The organism is Pseudomonas sp. NFX1 (assembly GCF_051123555.1).
In the GTDB taxonomy this organism is placed as follows: domain Bacteria; phylum Pseudomonadota; class Gammaproteobacteria; order Pseudomonadales; family Pseudomonadaceae; genus Aquipseudomonas; species Aquipseudomonas capeferrum.
This window is the reverse complement of sequence record NZ_CP169366.1, coordinates 2,620,390-2,634,095: the sequence shown is the minus strand read 5'-3', so window position 1 is coordinate 2,634,095 and position 13,706 is coordinate 2,620,390. Positions and strand designations below refer to the sequence as shown.

The 13,706-nt window shown below is 62.6% G+C and carries 17 protein-coding genes and 1 tRNA gene; 8 read left to right on the top strand and 10 right to left on the bottom strand.

Annotated elements, in window-relative coordinates; translation table 11 throughout:
- Position 1 precedes the first annotated feature (1 nt).
- Together DJ563_RS11805 and DJ563_RS11800 are read right to left on the bottom strand one after the other, a co-directional pair.
- Positions 2–415 (bottom strand): DoxX family protein, encoded by a 414-nt coding sequence (locus DJ563_RS11805; protein WP_434519579.1) that lies wholly within the window; start codon positions 413–415, stop codon positions 2–4.
- Positions 416–518: 103 nt separating this feature from the next.
- Positions 519–603 (bottom strand) — tRNA-Leu (locus DJ563_RS11800).
- Between the two features lie 215 nt (positions 604–818).
- Between DJ563_RS11800 and DJ563_RS11795 the strand changes: the two genes are divergently transcribed.
- The 4 genes from DJ563_RS11795 (at position 819) to DJ563_RS11780 (ending at position 4,172) form a co-directional block, all read left to right on the top strand.
- Entirely contained in the window at positions 819–1,103 is a 285-nt protein-coding gene (locus DJ563_RS11795; protein ID WP_186663839.1) for a hypothetical protein, read from the top strand.
- Positions 1,104–1,186: 83 nt separating this feature from the next.
- Entirely contained in the window at positions 1,187–2,347 is a 1,161-nt protein-coding gene (locus DJ563_RS11790) for a two-component system sensor histidine kinase NtrB (protein ID WP_434519578.1), read from the top strand.
- Between the two features lie 5 nt (positions 2,348–2,352).
- On the top strand, positions 2,353–3,798 hold the full coding sequence (locus DJ563_RS11785) for an ATPase domain-containing protein (protein WP_434519577.1): 1,446 nt from the start codon (positions 2,353–2,355) through the stop codon (positions 3,796–3,798).
- A gap of 11 nt (positions 3,799–3,809) precedes the next feature.
- A complete protein-coding gene (locus DJ563_RS11780; RefSeq protein WP_186660081.1) occupies positions 3,810–4,172 on the top strand; it encodes a response regulator in 363 nt (120 codons plus the stop codon).
- 45 nt (positions 4,173–4,217) lie between these two features.
- Here the strand turns inward: DJ563_RS11780 and csrA are convergent, their stop codons facing one another.
- From csrA to DJ563_RS11740, 8 genes are all read right to left on the bottom strand, one after another.
- Complete coding sequence (csrA, locus tag DJ563_RS11775) at positions 4,218–4,415, bottom strand: carbon storage regulator CsrA (protein ID WP_023381281.1); 198 nt, start codon at positions 4,413–4,415, stop codon at positions 4,218–4,220.
- A gap of 253 nt (positions 4,416–4,668) precedes the next feature.
- A complete protein-coding gene (locus tag DJ563_RS11770) occupies positions 4,669–5,691 on the bottom strand; it encodes a DNA topoisomerase IB (RefSeq protein ID WP_033696839.1) in 1,023 nt (340 codons plus the stop codon).
- 57 nt (positions 5,692–5,748) lie between these two features.
- Positions 5,749–6,840: a molybdenum ABC transporter ATP-binding protein gene (gene modC / locus DJ563_RS11765; protein WP_434519576.1), complete on the bottom strand. Its 1,092-nt coding sequence runs from the start codon at positions 6,838–6,840 to the stop codon at positions 5,749–5,751.
- A gap of 1 nt (position 6,841) precedes the next feature.
- Positions 6,842–7,522 carry a molybdate ABC transporter permease subunit gene (gene modB, locus DJ563_RS11760; protein WP_274099488.1) on the bottom strand — a complete coding sequence of 227 codons (681 nt, stop codon included), beginning with the start codon at positions 7,520–7,522 and terminating at the stop codon, positions 6,842–6,844.
- On the bottom strand, positions 7,522–8,280 hold the full coding sequence (modA, locus tag DJ563_RS11755) for a molybdate ABC transporter substrate-binding protein (protein ID WP_434519575.1): 759 nt from the start codon (positions 8,278–8,280) through the stop codon (positions 7,522–7,524). Before modA ends, modB begins: the two co-directional genes overlap by 1 nt.
- A gap of 108 nt (positions 8,281–8,388) precedes the next feature.
- Positions 8,389–9,465, bottom strand: a complete 1,077-nt coding sequence (locus tag DJ563_RS11750) for an NAD(P)H-dependent flavin oxidoreductase (protein WP_434519574.1) — start codon at positions 9,463–9,465, stop codon at positions 8,389–8,391.
- A gap of 51 nt (positions 9,466–9,516) precedes the next feature.
- Positions 9,517–9,687 (bottom strand): hypothetical protein, encoded by a 171-nt coding sequence (locus tag DJ563_RS11745; protein WP_274099485.1) that lies wholly within the window; start codon positions 9,685–9,687, stop codon positions 9,517–9,519.
- Positions 9,688–9,694: 7 nt separating this feature from the next.
- Entirely contained in the window at positions 9,695–9,997 is a 303-nt protein-coding gene (locus tag DJ563_RS11740; RefSeq protein ID WP_033696846.1) for a DUF1883 domain-containing protein, read from the bottom strand.
- Positions 9,998–10,158: 161 nt separating this feature from the next.
- Between DJ563_RS11740 and DJ563_RS11735 the strand changes: the two genes are divergently transcribed.
- The 4 genes from DJ563_RS11735 (at position 10,159) to DJ563_RS11720 (ending at position 13,688) form a co-directional block, all read left to right on the top strand.
- On the top strand, positions 10,159–10,518 hold the full coding sequence (locus tag DJ563_RS11735; RefSeq protein WP_033696847.1) for a hypothetical protein: 360 nt from the start codon (positions 10,159–10,161) through the stop codon (positions 10,516–10,518).
- 144 nt (positions 10,519–10,662) lie between these two features.
- Complete coding sequence (locus DJ563_RS11730) at positions 10,663–11,313, top strand: c-type cytochrome (protein WP_274099484.1); 651 nt, start codon at positions 10,663–10,665, stop codon at positions 11,311–11,313.
- A complete protein-coding gene (locus tag DJ563_RS11725; protein WP_434519573.1) occupies positions 11,310–12,224 on the top strand; it encodes a c-type cytochrome in 915 nt (304 codons plus the stop codon). The genes DJ563_RS11730 and DJ563_RS11725 overlap by 4 nt, the downstream gene beginning before the upstream one ends.
- A 102-nt stretch (positions 12,225–12,326) precedes the next feature.
- Complete coding sequence (locus DJ563_RS11720) at positions 12,327–13,688, top strand: UDP-glucose dehydrogenase family protein (RefSeq protein ID WP_274099482.1); 1,362 nt, start codon at positions 12,327–12,329, stop codon at positions 13,686–13,688.
- Positions 13,689–13,706: the final 18 nt, after the last annotated feature.

Below are 13,706 nucleotides of genomic sequence, written 5' to 3'. Positions count from 1 at the left end.
GTCAACGGCGGTCCAGCGAGAAACGCCCGGGGCCGCTCACTGCCAGCAACAGCAAGCCGCCAATGATGCTCATGTTTTTCAAGAACTGAGTCATGTTGGCGCTGCGTTCGGGGTCGACCATGTTCCAGAATGGATGGCCGATCAGCGCGGTGCCCAGCACGAAGAGTGCGAACAGAAAGGCCAGTGGGCGGGTATAGAACCCCAGAATCAGCACGATGGCGACAAAGAATTCCATCACCACCGCAACTGCTGCGGCAAGCATTGGGGCAGGTGCGCCTAGTGAGGTCATGTAGCTGACCGTACCTTCAAAACCGGTCAGTTTGGCCCAGCCGGATACAACAAACAGAATCATCAACAGTATGCGGGCAATCAGGATGATGACGTCGCGTTGACCATCGAACAGGGAGTAGCGCATGGCGGCGTTCCAGTGGACGGGGACAAACTCCACTCTAGCAGTTGCGCCGGGAATTTCCGCAGGACGAAAAAAGGCGCCACAAGGGCGCCTTTTCGAAGGAATTTGGTGCGAGTGGCGGGACTCGAACCCGCAAGGCTCACGCCGACAGATTTTAAGTCTGCTGTGTATACCAATTCCACCACACTCGCACTTGAATGGGTCTGAGCGACCGGCATGCTTCTAAGTCAATGCTTTTAAGTAGAAGTGCCTTACATTCAAGCGCGCTTTATAACCCATTGTTATAGTTGAGTCAACCGCAGCACCTATGATCAAGGGTGTGAAGGGGTGCTCGAATGGGTGATTGACACCTTGCTGTCATTACGCCAGTGTTGCCCCCTCATTTGGATCCAATGGTTGTGAATCGATGACTCGGGCCAGTTCGTCCGATGCTAGTGGTCGTGTGGTGCGCCCGCGGTTTATATGGCGTCTGTTGTTCGCCCTGGTGACACTGCTGGGGGCGTTTCTCTATGTGAGCCTCATCAGCCTCGGCGGTTATTTGCTGATGCTAGGGTTCGACGCCGAGCACCCGCAACCCCAACGCATGATGGCTTTGGCGGGCGGCGGCGGCATTCTGCTGGTGGGCCTGTGGCTGCTCAAGGTGGCGCTGCCGCGGCGAGTGAGCCCTGTACTGGTCGACCGTGACCGCTGACAATCAGTTGCCACAGGGCGAACGCAGGGTGACACTGCTGGTTAGGCCTATTTTCTCCCTCCCGCTGTGCCTGTGGAGTTTGCATGGTTTCAGCTGATTGCCTCGATCACCCCGTCATGCCCGCTCACCGCTATGAACAGCTGGTTCAGTCGGTGGTGGACTACGCCATCTACATGCTCGACCCGGATGGGCGCGTGGTTTCCTGGAACGCTGGCGCCGAACGGATCAAGGGCTACCGCGCCGATGAAGTGGTCGGTCGGCACTTCTCGTTGTTCTTCACCCCTCAGGATTGTGCCGAAGGGCGCCCCGAACGCCTGCTGCGTCAAGCGCTGGAACAGGGGGTGGCGCAGGATGAGGGCTGGCGCGTGCGCAAGGACGGCTCGCAATTCTGGGCGCTGGCCGCGCTGGACGTGATCCGTGACGATCTTGGGCAGATCGTCGGCCTGGCCAAGGTTACCCGGGATATCACTGACCGGCGCGATTCTGCGCTGCAGCTCGATGCTGTGCGTGCCCAGCTGTTCCAGGCGCAGAAGCTCGAAGCCCTTGGTCAACTGACCGGTGGGCTGGCGCATGATTTCAACAACATGCTGACCATTATCCTGAGTTCGGCACGGCTGGCCATGAACGCTCAGGATCCGGCGCGTATCCAGCGAATGCTGCAACACATTGTCGACGCCGGGCAACGGGGTACCGAACTGACCCAGCAACTGCTCAGTTTTGCCCGCCACCGCAAACTCGATGTCACTCGCATTGCGCCCCTGGAGTTGATCACCGCTACCCGTGGGCTGCTGGAGCATTCGCTGCCCAGCGACATTGATCTGGAGCATCACCTGCCACCGAACCTGCCATCGATAGAAGTGGATGCGGGGCAGTTGCAGATGGTGCTGCTGAACCTATTGTTCAATGCCCGCGATGCCATCGAGGGCAGTGGCCATATCCGTATGGCGGCCAAGGTTGTAGAGCTAGCCGGTGAATTGGAGGGGTTGCATGGCAGCTTCGTGTGCTTCGAGGTGCAGGACAGCGGAAGCGGGATCGCCCCTGACGTGCTGCCACGCATTTTCGAGCCGTTCTTCACCACCAAGGCATTCGGCAAGGGCACCGGCCTGGGCCTCAGCCAGGTCTATGGCTTCGCCAAGCAGAGCAATGGCGCCATCAGCGTCGACAGCGTGCTCGGCAAGGGCACCTGCATGCGTCTTTATTTACCCACGTCTGACCCACAAGCAGATCGCCAACTCGACAGGTAGAAACCATGGCACAGGCACTCAAGCGGCTGGTGACGGGGATCGAGGGGCTCGATGCGCTGCTCAGGGGGGGGCTGGTGGCGGGGGCGTCCTACGTCATTCAAGGCCCACCTGGCGCGGGTAAAACCATCCTGGCCAATCAGTTGGCCTGTTACCACGTGCAGGCGGGTGGAAGGGTGCTGGTGGCGACGCTGCTCAGTGAATCTCACGAGCGGCTGTTCCAGTACCTGGGCACCCTTGATTTTTTCGACCCGAGCCTGGTCGGCGACCAGATCCAGTTCGTCAGTGCCTTCGACGCCCTCGAGCAGGAAGGGCTCGATGCGGTGGTCAAGTTGCTGCGCCAGGAGATCGGCCGCCAGCAGGCCAGCCTGCTAATCGTGGACGGGGTGCTCAATGCCCGTGTGCGTGCGCAGACGCACCTGGACACGAAAAAATTCGTCTCGGAACTGCAAGGCCACGCAGCCTTTGCCGGCTGCACCGTGTTGCTGTTGACCAGTGCACGGCTGGACGAAGGCAGCCCGGAACACACGATGGTCGATGGGGTGATCGAGCTGGGCGAGCAACTGGTCGGCAGCCGTGCCGTACGCCACATTCAGTTGCGCAAGACGCGGGGCAGCGCAGCCTTGTCGGGCCGCCACGAATGCCTGATCGATGAAGCGGGCATGCATGTGTTTCCGCGGCTGGAGTCGCTGCTCGGTCACCCCAGCCAGACAGGCAACGCCACGCTGAGCCGTGTCACTTCTGGCATCATGAGCCTGGATGAAATGTGCGGTGGCGGGCTGGCCGCAGGCTCGGCCAGCCTGTTGATGGGGCCGTCCGGTATCGGCAAGACATCCCTGGGCCTGGCATTTCTGGGCGCGTGTACCGCGCAGGCGCCAGGGGTGCACTTCGGCTTCTACGAAACGCCCCAACGCTTGCGCCTCAAAGCGGCGTCGCTAGGCTACGATTTTGCCGCACTTGAGCGTGAAGGTGCCCTGCAGTTGTGCTGGCAGCCCACCACGGAGGGTTTACTGGACCAGGTTGGCGCGCGCTTGCTCGAACGTGTCGAGGCGCAAGGCAGCAAGCGTGTGGTGATCGACAGCCTGGGTGCCTTCAGCCGCCTGGCGATCGACCCGGCGCGGCTCAACGCGTTTTTCCGCGCCTTGACTGCTGAGCTGCGAGCACGTGAAGTCAGTGTGCTGTTGACCTGGGAAATGCGTGACATCTTCGGGTCGGAAATCACTGCGCCAGCAGCGGACCTTTCGAGCATCGTCGACAACCTGATGTTGATGCGCTTCGTCGAGCAGCAGTCGCAGCTGCGGCGCATGCTGTCGATCCTCAAGGTGCGTGACAGCCACCATGACCCTTCGTTGCACGAGCTGCTGCTCGGCCCCCAGGGCATCACCTTGCGCAAGGCCTTCGAGGGCGCCAGCGGCGTGCTCTCCGGGACCCCTGTGCCGCAAGGGAGCGGGTGACGGGCCCTCTGATGAACACCATTCTGATCGTCGATGACGAATACCTGATCGCCGACATCCTCGGCTTCGCCCTGGAGGATGAAGGTTATCTGGTGGAGAAGGCGAGCAATGGCCTCAAGGCCCTGGAAGCGCTCAAGGAAAAACGCGTCGAGCTGGTGATCACCGACTACATGATGCCCCTGCTCAATGGCGAAGAGCTGGTGCGCTCGATGCGCGATGAGCTGCACCTGAGCGACCTGCCGGTCATCTTGATGAGCGGTGGCCAGGTTAGCCAGGCCAGCCACGGGTGCCCGGAACTGTTCGCCGCGGTATTCGACAAACCCTTCGATATGGACAGGATGATCGCCAAGGTGCGCGAACTGCTGGGCACCTGAGGCACAGTCGATCAAGCGCGTCCGTGCGGCTTGAGGCGGGGCCGCTCAGTGCGAGTCGTCGTGTTTTTCCGGGGCCGGGTTGCCAGCCTGGATACGCTTGAAGATCTCTTCGCGGTGCACCTGGACATCTTTCGGTGCGTCGATACCAATCCTCACCTGCATCCCTTTGACGCCCAGAATGGTGACTTTGATGTCATCGTTGATGACGATGCTTTCGCCAACCTTACGGGTGAGTATCAGCATGTAGTTCTCCTTGGTAATGTTGAAATCCGTCGGGCTATTTGCCGCGGCGGTGGGAGCCAGTCCCTCTTCCTTCTCATTAAAGACGCTTTCGGCGGATAGGAATTCCCCGACAGACAAATTCTGTTGCGTGTCTTCAGTTGCAGGCGCCGATAGTTACCGCAAGCGGATTGTCGGCGAAGGTGCTCGGTGGCAAGAATAGGGGGGTTCAGCCCGTATGGGAAATTTCTCTGCATCATGGCCTAAATAGACAGTGTCAATGATCGTACTGTTCCTCTAGTGCCTGAAGAAATAACAGCAACGCGACTTCCTCCGGGTCCAGGCCCTTGCGGTTACGCTTGCGCGGCAAACTGGCCAGCCGCCCGAGGGCAAAGTGTTCCAGCACCGCCGGGTGGATGTAGCAGCGTCGGCACACGGCCGGGGTATTTCCCAGGCGTGTGGCGACCTGTTTGACGATGGCCGCGACCTGGCGCTTCGCTTCGCTTTCCGGCTCCCATGCCAGCGGCCTGAGCAGGTCCAGCGCCAGGCTGCTGCCGGCCCAGGTGCGGTAGTCCTTGGCGGTGAAGTCGGCGCCAGTGAGTTCCTGCAAAAACTGGTTGATCTCGCTGGAGCCGACGCTGCGGCGTTGGCCGTCTTCGTCCAGGTACTGGAACAGCGCCTGGCCCGGCAGCTCCATGCAACGCTTGAGCAGGTTTGCCAGGCGCCGGTCATGCAAGGTGACGTCGTGCTCGACCCCGCGCTTGCCGCGGAACTGGAAGCGGATGGTGCCGCCTTGCACCTTGACGTGGCGGTTGCGCAGCGTGGTCAGCCCGTATGACTGGTTGTCGCGCAGGTAACGCTGGTTGCCGATGCGGATCAGGGTGTGGTCCAGCAGGCTCACCACCAGTGCCATGACCTTTTCCCGGTCCAGGCCCGGGCGGGCCAGGTGCGTTTCCAGTTGCAGGCGCAGTTTCGGCAGTGCCTGAGCAAAGGCCAGCATGCGCCCGTATTTGTGCTGGTCACGCAGTTCGCGCCATTGCTCATGGTAGCGGTACTGCTTGCGGCCACGGGCGTCGCGGCCAGTGGCTTGCAGGTGACCCTGCGGGTCGGCGCAGATCCACACTTCGCTGTACGCCGGCGGAATCACCAGCGCGGCGATGCGCGCGAGGGTGTCGGCGTCGCGCACCCGTTGCCCCTCGGCGTCAAAGTAGATGAAGCGGTCGCGCCAGCGCCGCCGGCTCAGGCCCGGTTGGCTGTCGTCAACGTAATGCAAGGTGCGGGGCAGGGGGCAGTCGAGCATTGGCGGCAGGCCTCGATCAGGTCACTGATCAATGGACAACGGCCGCGTGGTGGTTGCTCAGCCCAACAATGCCACCGACTTGATCTGGGCAAACAGTGCCTGGCCCGGGTGCAGGCCCAACTGGTCTGCCGAATAGCGAGTGATACGCGCCAGCAAGGCATTGCCGCCGGCATCCAGGCTGACCAGGACATGGGCCGGGTTGTCTGCCGGGCGGCTTTCACGCACCCGCACCGGCAACCGATTGAGGATGCTCGAGGCGCTGTCTGCGGCCAGGGCCAGGCTTACATCGCGGGCCTGAACCTTGACCCGCAGGGTACTGCCCATGACATGCGCAGGGTGGGCGATGCGCAAGAGTGGCGCGCTACTGCCGGGCAGGCGTAGGTCGAGTAAATCGTAATGAGGGTCATGACCGACCACCAGGCCTTCGAACACCACCCCGGCGTCCTCGCCCTGGGCCAATGAAAGGTCGAGGCGCGCCAGCGTTTCGCCGATCGGGCCGCTGGCCACGGCCTGGCCTTGCTCCAGCAACACCAGGTGGTCTGCCAGCCTCGCCACTTCGTCCTGGGCGTGGCTGACATACACCAGCGGGATGTCCAGTTCGTCATGCAGGCGCTCCAGGTACGGCAGAATCTCGCGCTTGCGCGGCCCGTCGAGGGCCGCCAGTGGCTCGTCCATCAGCAACAGCCGTGGGCTGCTGAGCAGCGCACGGGCAATGCCGACGCGCTGGGCCTCGCCGCCGGACAAGGTGGCCGGCCGGCGTGCCAGCAAGTGGCCGATGCCCAACAGTTGGCAAGCCTGATCGAGGCTGACCTTGCGCTCGCCCGGCGCAATTCGCCGCCAGCCGAACTCCAGGTTGCCGCGTACCGAGAGGTGCGGGAACAGGCTGGCTTCCTGGAATACGTAGCCCACCGGTCGCAGATGCGGCGCCTGGAAATAGCCGCGCGCGCTGTCTTCCCAGACCTCGCCGTTGACCTCGATATACGCGCTGGCAGCCCGCTCCAGCCCCGCCAGGCAACGCAGGCACGACGTCTTGCCCGAGCCGGAATGGCCGAACAGCGCGCTGATACCGCGCCCTGGCAGCAACAGGTCGACATCCAGGGTGAAGTCGTCGCGCGCCAACGCCAGGCGCGCCACAATCGATCCAGTCATTTCAGCTCCAGCCAGCCTTGCCGCGGCGCCCAGCGTATAGCAATAGCAGCACCAGGAACGAGAACACCAGCATGGCACCGGCCAGCCAGTGGGCTTGCGAATATTCCATGGCCTCGACGTGATCGAAGATCTGCACCGAGACCACGCGGGTCTTGTCGGGGATGTTGCCGCCAATCATCAGCACCACGCCAAACTCGCCCACGGTATGGGCGAAACCCAGGATGCTCGCGGTGACGAAGCCGGGGCGGGCCAGCGGCAATACCACATGAACGAAGGTGTCCCAGGGGCTGGCACGCAGGGTGGCTGCAACTTCCAGTGGCCGTTGGCCGATAGCGCCAAAGGCATTTTGCAGCGGCTGCACAACAAACGGCATGGAGTAGATCACCGAGCCGATCACCAACCCCGTGAAGCTGAACACCACGCTACCCAGGCCTAGCGCCTGGGTAGCCTGGCCGAGCCAACCGTGCGGGCCGAGGGCGATCAGCAGGTAAAAGCCGATCACCGTCGGTGGCAGCACCAGCGGCAACGCCACCACGGCGCCCACCGGCCCGCGTAACCACGAACGCGTGCGCGCCAGCCACCAGGCGATGGGCGTACCGAGGACCAGCAGAATCAGGGTGGTCAAGCTGGCCAGTTTGATGGTCAGCCAGATTGCCCCCAGGTCACTGGCGTCCAGTGGCATCAGATTTCATAACCGTAGGACTTGATCACCGCTGCGGCTTTCGGGCCCTTCAGGTACTCGACCAGCGCCTTGGCGGCGGCATTGTCTTTGCCCTTGTTGAGGATCACGGCGTCCTGGCGGATGGGGTCGTGCAGCGCGGACGGCACCATCCAGGCCGAGCCGCTGGTTACCTTGCCGTCCTTGTAGATCTGCGACAGGGCAACGAAGCCCAGCTCGGCATTGCCGGTGGATACGAACTGGAAGGCCTGGGTGATGTTCTGGCCTTCGACGATCTTGCCCTTGGTGGCCTCGGTCAGGTTCAGTTTGTCCAGCACCTGCGTCGCGGCCAGGCCGTAGGGGGCGGCTTTAGGGTTGGCGATGGACAGGTGCTTGTAGGCGTTCTTTTTCAGCACTTCACCCTTGGCGTCCACGTAACCTTCCTTCGCCGACCACAGGGCCAGGGTGCCGATGGCGTAGGTGAAACGCGAACCGGGTACGATTTCGTTTTCTTGCTCAAGCTTGGCTGGGGTGCTGTCATCGGCGGCGAGGAACACTTCGAACGGCGCACCGTTCTTGATCTGTGCGTAGAACTGCCCGGTGGCACCGTAGGCTGCGACCAGCTTGTGGCCGGTGTCTTTCTCGAAGTCCTTGGCGATGGCCTGGATCGGTGCTGTGAAGTTAGCTGCGACCGCGACCTGGACCTCGTCGGCCCAGGCAGTGTTGAGGCAGATCAGGCTGGCCAGTGCAGTGGCGGCCAGGTGCAGTGGGCGGATACGCATGAAGACAGCTCCTTGGGGTTATCGTTATAGCGTGAACTATATAGCGATAGGCCATTGGCCGGGAAGAGGCCTAGAGGTAACTGTGTTGCAGGCGTTCGCCTACCGTGTTCAGCGCCCGACCTGTTGCAGGGCCTTGTCGGCGATATCCCGGGTCAGCTCACCTGCCGGCAGGTGCCGTCCCAGGCGCAGGGCCTGGCCCGACCAGAGGTTGCTGAAGTCGCTGTTGCCCTGAGGGTCGGTGATTGCGCGCAGTGGCATCAGCGCACCACCCGCCAGCGGAAAGCGCGGTGCCAGCTCGCTCATCGGCCCCAGCTCGCGCATGACGCGGTTGATGATGCCCCGCGCCGGGCGGCCGGTGAACAGGTTGGTCAGTGCGGTTTCGCTGGCCGGCGCGGTGTCCAGAGCGTGGCGGTGAGCGGCAGAAACCTTGGCCTCAGGGCAGAACAGGTAGGCCGTGCCGATCTGCACGGCCGACGCGCCGAGGGCCAGGGCCGCGACCAGGCCGCGGTGGTCGCCGATGCCGCCGGCTGCAATCACCGGCACCTTGACCGCATCGGCAATCTGCGGCACCAGGGCGAACGTGCCAATCTGGCTGGTGATGTCTTCGCTGAGGAACATGCCGCGATGGCCGCCGGCTTCATAGCCCATGGCGATGATCGAGTCGCAGCCGTGGCGCTCCAGCCACACCGCTTCTGCCACCGTGGTGGCGCTGGACAGCACCTTGGCGCCGGTTGCCTTGACCCTCTGCAGCAACTGCGGCGCGGGCAGGCCGAAATGGAAACTCACCACTTCAGGGCGCAGTCGCTCGACCAGTTGGCAGCTTTGCTCATCGAAAGGCGCACGGTTGGAGACCGGGGTGGGGGCCTGGAAGTCGGCACCCACTTCGCTGTAGTAAGGCTTCAGGGCCTGCTTCCAGCGCGCATCGCGCTCGGCATCGGGCAGCGGTGGCTGGTGGCAGAAGAAGTTCAGGTTCAGCGAGCGCCCAGGGCAGGCGGCGCGAAATGCCGCGATCTCTTCAGCGATCTGCGCGGCGGTGAGCATGGCGCAGGGCAGCGCACCGAGGCCGCCCGCAGCGCACACGGCAATGGCCATGGCCGAGCCGGTCGCACCGGCCATCGGCGCCTGGAGAATGGGCAGCTCGATGCCCAGCAGATCGAGGATGCGACGGTCGGGCCACTGGCTCATGCGATTCTCCTTGCGGGCAGCGTGATCGGTACGGCAGTGCACGTAGGGCGTTTACAGGGCCTTGCTGACCTGGATGTCGCTGATCTTCACGGCATCGTCGCCGTGGATCTTTTGCAGCGCTTGCAGGGCCTGCTCCACGGAAGCCTCGGGCATGAACGCGAATTCGAAGCGGCGCTCGCCGTCGAGTTTGTATTTGATGACGTACTTGATGGGCTGGGTCATGGCGGTCTTATCTGAGTTTCGACGACGAGCGACGGATGATCTTGATCTTGTGGGTCAAGGTCGGTTTGCGCGTTACCGAGATCGGGCGAGTGGTCACGGTATCGAGGGTGATGTTCCAGAAACCGGTACTTGGCACGGTGATCTTTGCCGGGAACTGGTCAAAGGCACCCCCATGGTAGGTGTGCCGACCGCCATTTTTGAAACTGCGGAAGTTGGCGTCGTTCATCAGGCGGATGTTGCAGCGCTGGGAGCACTCGATGACGACGATATCGTCTTCGTTCAGGTGCTCGCGCTGGTGTACGAATTTCATGTGATGCTCCGCAAGGTTTGGATCTGCAAAGGCGAAAGATACCACGATGTAGCGTTACACTGCCGCGCCTGTTGGCCAGGCGTAGATAAATCTGCCAAAGCAGGGAGCAAAATAGCCCGGCGGTGGTCGAACGGGATTCTTGAAAGGCAGAGGTGCTGCAAATGAAATGGATGGTAGCGGCGTTGTCCCTGACGCTGGGTGGCTGTGTCAGCGTTTCGGAGCTTGAACAATCGCGCGAAACAATGGATGTGATCTCTGGCAAGACGCCGCGTGAATACGCAGATTGCATCAAGCAGAAGCTGGCCGATACCCGTGATCCGTTGGTCGAGGAGCCGCGAGGCGATGGCCTGCGCCTGATCGTGCCGCAGAAGCTGACGTCCGGGGCCGGGCCTGCGGCGCTGGTCGATATCGACAAGCGTGGCAGCGGCAGCAGCATCAAACTGCGTGAGCGGTTGAACAACTTCCCGCTGCGCCTGGGCGACGTGCGCACGGCGACGACGCAGTGCATTTCTGGCCATTGATCTGGCGCAATTGATTCGCGGTTAAAAAGCCAATAACCCTCGCTTGGCGAGTCTGGCGTTGTTGCGATTTGCCTTACGGGGCTAGTATCCATTTGCTTATGTTTTTTAAGCCTAAGCTTATAACAAAAGAAATGGAGATTCGTGATGACACCGTTGAGTCGAGTCGTGATCGGCAGCCTGCTGATCCTGGCCTGGCCCACGGCGCATGCCGCCGATGGCCAGAAAATCTTCACCCAGGGCGGGGCGAACCCCGCCGCCATGGCCTGCCTAGGTTGCCATGGGCCAGACGGCAAGGGCATTGCCGCCGCTGGGTTCCCCCGTTTGGCCGGGTTACCCGCCGGCTACCTGAGCAAACAGTTGCACGACTGGCGTGATGGCACCCGCAAGCAGCCGGTCATGGAACCGCTCGCGAAAGCCTTGAGCGACGATGAGATCAAAGCAGTCAGCGCCTACCTGGCCAGCCTCCCGGCCGAGCCTGCGGTTGACCTGCGCCGCCAGCAGATTGCCGATGACCCCACCACGCGCATGGCCCTGTACGGTGATTGGGGGCGACAGATACCCGGTTGTGTGCAATGCCACGGCCCTGGTGGCAGTGGTGTAGGTGAGCATTTTCCGCCCTTGGCAGGCCAGCCTGCGGCTTACCTGATGGCGCAGCTCAATGCCTGGCGCGACGGCAGCCGCAGCAATGACCCCAACCAACTGATGGTCGGCGTGGCCAAGGCCATGACCGATGACGAGGTCAAGGCCATTGCCGAGTTCTTCGCCCGCCCCGCCAGCCAGGAGGTCACGCCATGAAGCCCTTGATTCCCGCCGCGCTGCTGTTGGCCATGGGCAGTGCCCAGGCGGCCACGATCGCCATGGAAGACCAGTCGCAGTTGAAGGTGCCAGGCGTGCAGGCCGCGCCGCAGTTCGTGCCGCCCGCCGAAAGCGAGTTGCCGGACAATGCCTTTGGCAAGATGGTCCGCGAGGGCCATGCCTTGTTTGTCGATACCCGACGCAAGATGCCGGAAGCCGTGGGTAACGGTTTGAACTGCAGCAACTGCCACCTCGACCAGGGGCGGCTGGCACACTCCGCGCCGATGTGGGGCGCGTACCCGATGTACCCGGCCTATCGCAAGAAAAACGACAAGGTCAACACCTATGCCGAGCGCATCCAGGGGTGTTTCCAGTTCAGCATGAACGGCAAGCCACCGGCGGCAGACAGCCCGCAGATGACGGCGCTGTCGGTGTATGCCTACTGGTTGTCGACCAAGGCACCCACAGGCGTCGAGATCGCGGGTCGCGGCTACCCGGACGTGGCGCAACCCCAGGGTGGCTACGACTTCAAGCGCGGACAGCAGGTTTACCGTGAGCAATGTGCGATATGCCATCGTGACAACGGCGAAGGGCAGAAGGTGGCCGGTGAGTATGTGATGCCGCCGCTGTGGGGCAAGGACTCCTACAACTGGGGGGCCGGTATGCACCGGATCAACACGGCAGCGTCCTTCATCAAGTACAACATGCCACTGGGTAAACCGGGCAGCTTGAGCGATCAACAGGCCTGGGATGTGGCGGCGTGGATCAACCGCCACGAACGGCCGCAGGACCCGCGCTTGGTGGAGGGGTCTGTGGAGAAGACGCGGCTGAAGTTTCATGCCAATGACGGGGTGAACCTGTATGGCCAGCAAGTCGAGGGGGTGTTGATCGGGCAGGGAACGGGTAGCTGACGGGTTTGCTGCGCCGGCCGCGTTCTTTTGTCATCTGCCCGTCACCGCCCTGCAACCACCTTCGGGTTGGAATGACCGCCATCATCCTCAAGGAGCGCGGCCATGGAACTCTGTGTGATCGGGGCGGGGTATGTCGGCTTGGTAACGGCGGCCTGTTTTGCCGAAATGGGCAACCGGGTGACCTGCCTGGAGCGTGATCCGCAGCGCTTGATGCAGTTGCGCCAGGGTCAGAGCCCGATCCACGAGCCAGGCCTGCCGGCGCTCTTGCACAGCGGCATGCAGGCGGGCCGCCTGCTGTTCAGCGATGACTGGCAGCAGGCGCTGGCCAGTGCCGAGGTGGTGTTTATCGCCGTGGGCACGCCCAGCCAGGAGGACGGCTCGGCCGACCTGCAGCATGTGCTGGGCGTTGCCGACAGCCTGGGGCGCCACCTGACACGCCCAAGCCTGGTGGTGAACAAGTCGACAGTACCGGTGGGTACTGCAGAGCGGGTGGCCCGGCACATTGCAGTCGGTTTGCGCGCGCGTGGCGCAGGCTTTGCTGTCGAGGTGGCGAGCAACCCCGAGTTTCTCAAGGAGGGCAGCGCCATCGATGACTTCATGCGCCCCGACCGCATCATCATCGGCAGCGACAGTGCGGCGGCCGGCCAGTGCCTGCAGCGGCTGTATGCACCCTTTGTGCGTAACCGCGAACGCATCCTGTTGATGGCGCCCCGCGCCGCCGAGTTCAGCAAATACGCCGCCAACGCCTTTCTGGCCACCAAGATCTCCTTCATCAATGAGCTGGCCGGGCTTTGCGTACAGCTGGATGTGGACATCGAGCAGGTGCGCCGGGGCATCGGCAGTGATCGGCGCATCGGCAGCCATTTTATCTATGCCGGGTGTGGCTACGGCGGTTCGTGCTTCCCCAAGGATGTCCGGGCCCTGCTTCGCACTGCCGAGCAGCAGGGCTACCAGGCCGCGATTCTGCAGGCGGTGCAGGCACGCAACGACGAACAGAAGACCTTGCTGTTCAAGGCGTTGCACCAGCACTTTGGCGGCTTCATGCGTGGGCGCAGCGTCGCGCTCTGGGGGCTGGCCTTCAAACCCGGCACTGACGACCTTCGCGAGGCGCCCAGCCTGGTGCTGATCGATGCGTTGCTTGCGGCGGGGGCCCGGGTACAGGCCTGCGACCCGGTGGCACTTGGTGGCATGCAGGGGCGTTATCCGCAGGCCGTGACCAATGGTCAGTTGCGCCTGAGCGAAGACCCTTACGCCTGTGTCGAGGGCGCAGACGCCCTGGTGCTGGTGACCGAATGGAAGCAGTTTCGGCAGCCGGATTTCGTGCGTGTGCGGGGGCTTATGCGTATGCCAGTGCTATTTGATGGGCGCAATATTTACGATCCCCAGGAACTATCTACACTGGGTTATCTCTATCATGGCATCGGTCGGCCTCAGGCGGGGCATTGTAAGGTGACTGCCGCCTGATTAGACTGCGCCGAATTC

Excerpts from the sequence above, each read along its gene's own strand:
- modA (WP_434519575.1), bottom strand. The coding sequence starts at position 8,280 with ATGCGTATCCGCCCACTGCACCTGGCCGCCACTGCACTGGCCAGCCTG.
- csrA (WP_023381281.1), bottom strand. The coding sequence starts at position 4,415 with ATGCTGATACTCACCCGTAAGGTTGGCGAAAGCATCGTCATCAACGAT.
- DJ563_RS11770 (WP_033696839.1), bottom strand. The coding sequence starts at position 5,691 with ATGCTCGACTGCCCCCTGCCCCGCACCTTGCATTACGTTGACGACAGC.
- DJ563_RS11795 (WP_186663839.1), top strand. The coding sequence starts at position 819 with ATGACTCGGGCCAGTTCGTCCGATGCTAGTGGTCGTGTGGTGCGCCCG.
- DJ563_RS11750 (WP_434519574.1), bottom strand. The coding sequence starts at position 9,465 with ATGAGCCAGTGGCCCGACCGTCGCATCCTCGATCTGCTGGGCATCGAG.
- DJ563_RS11740 (WP_033696846.1), bottom strand. The coding sequence starts at position 9,997 with ATGAAATTCGTACACCAGCGCGAGCACCTGAACGAAGACGATATCGTC.
- DJ563_RS11790 (WP_434519578.1), top strand. The coding sequence starts at position 1,187 with ATGGTTTCAGCTGATTGCCTCGATCACCCCGTCATGCCCGCTCACCGC.
- modC (WP_434519576.1), bottom strand. The coding sequence starts at position 6,840 with ATGACTGGATCGATTGTGGCGCGCCTGGCGTTGGCGCGCGACGACTTC.
- DJ563_RS11745 (WP_274099485.1), bottom strand. The coding sequence starts at position 9,687 with ATGACCCAGCCCATCAAGTACGTCATCAAATACAAACTCGACGGCGAG.
- DJ563_RS11805 (WP_434519579.1), bottom strand. The coding sequence starts at position 415 with ATGCGCTACTCCCTGTTCGATGGTCAACGCGACGTCATCATCCTGATT.
- DJ563_RS11725 (WP_434519573.1), top strand. The coding sequence starts at position 11,310 with ATGAAGCCCTTGATTCCCGCCGCGCTGCTGTTGGCCATGGGCAGTGCC.
- DJ563_RS11735 (WP_033696847.1), top strand. The coding sequence starts at position 10,159 with ATGAAATGGATGGTAGCGGCGTTGTCCCTGACGCTGGGTGGCTGTGTC.
- DJ563_RS11780 (WP_186660081.1), top strand. The coding sequence starts at position 3,810 with ATGAACACCATTCTGATCGTCGATGACGAATACCTGATCGCCGACATC.
- DJ563_RS11730 (WP_274099484.1), top strand. The coding sequence starts at position 10,663 with ATGACACCGTTGAGTCGAGTCGTGATCGGCAGCCTGCTGATCCTGGCC.
- DJ563_RS11720 (WP_274099482.1), top strand. The coding sequence starts at position 12,327 with ATGGAACTCTGTGTGATCGGGGCGGGGTATGTCGGCTTGGTAACGGCG.
- DJ563_RS11785 (WP_434519577.1), top strand. The coding sequence starts at position 2,353 with ATGGCACAGGCACTCAAGCGGCTGGTGACGGGGATCGAGGGGCTCGAT.
- modB (WP_274099488.1), bottom strand. The coding sequence starts at position 7,522 with ATGCCACTGGACGCCAGTGACCTGGGGGCAATCTGGCTGACCATCAAA.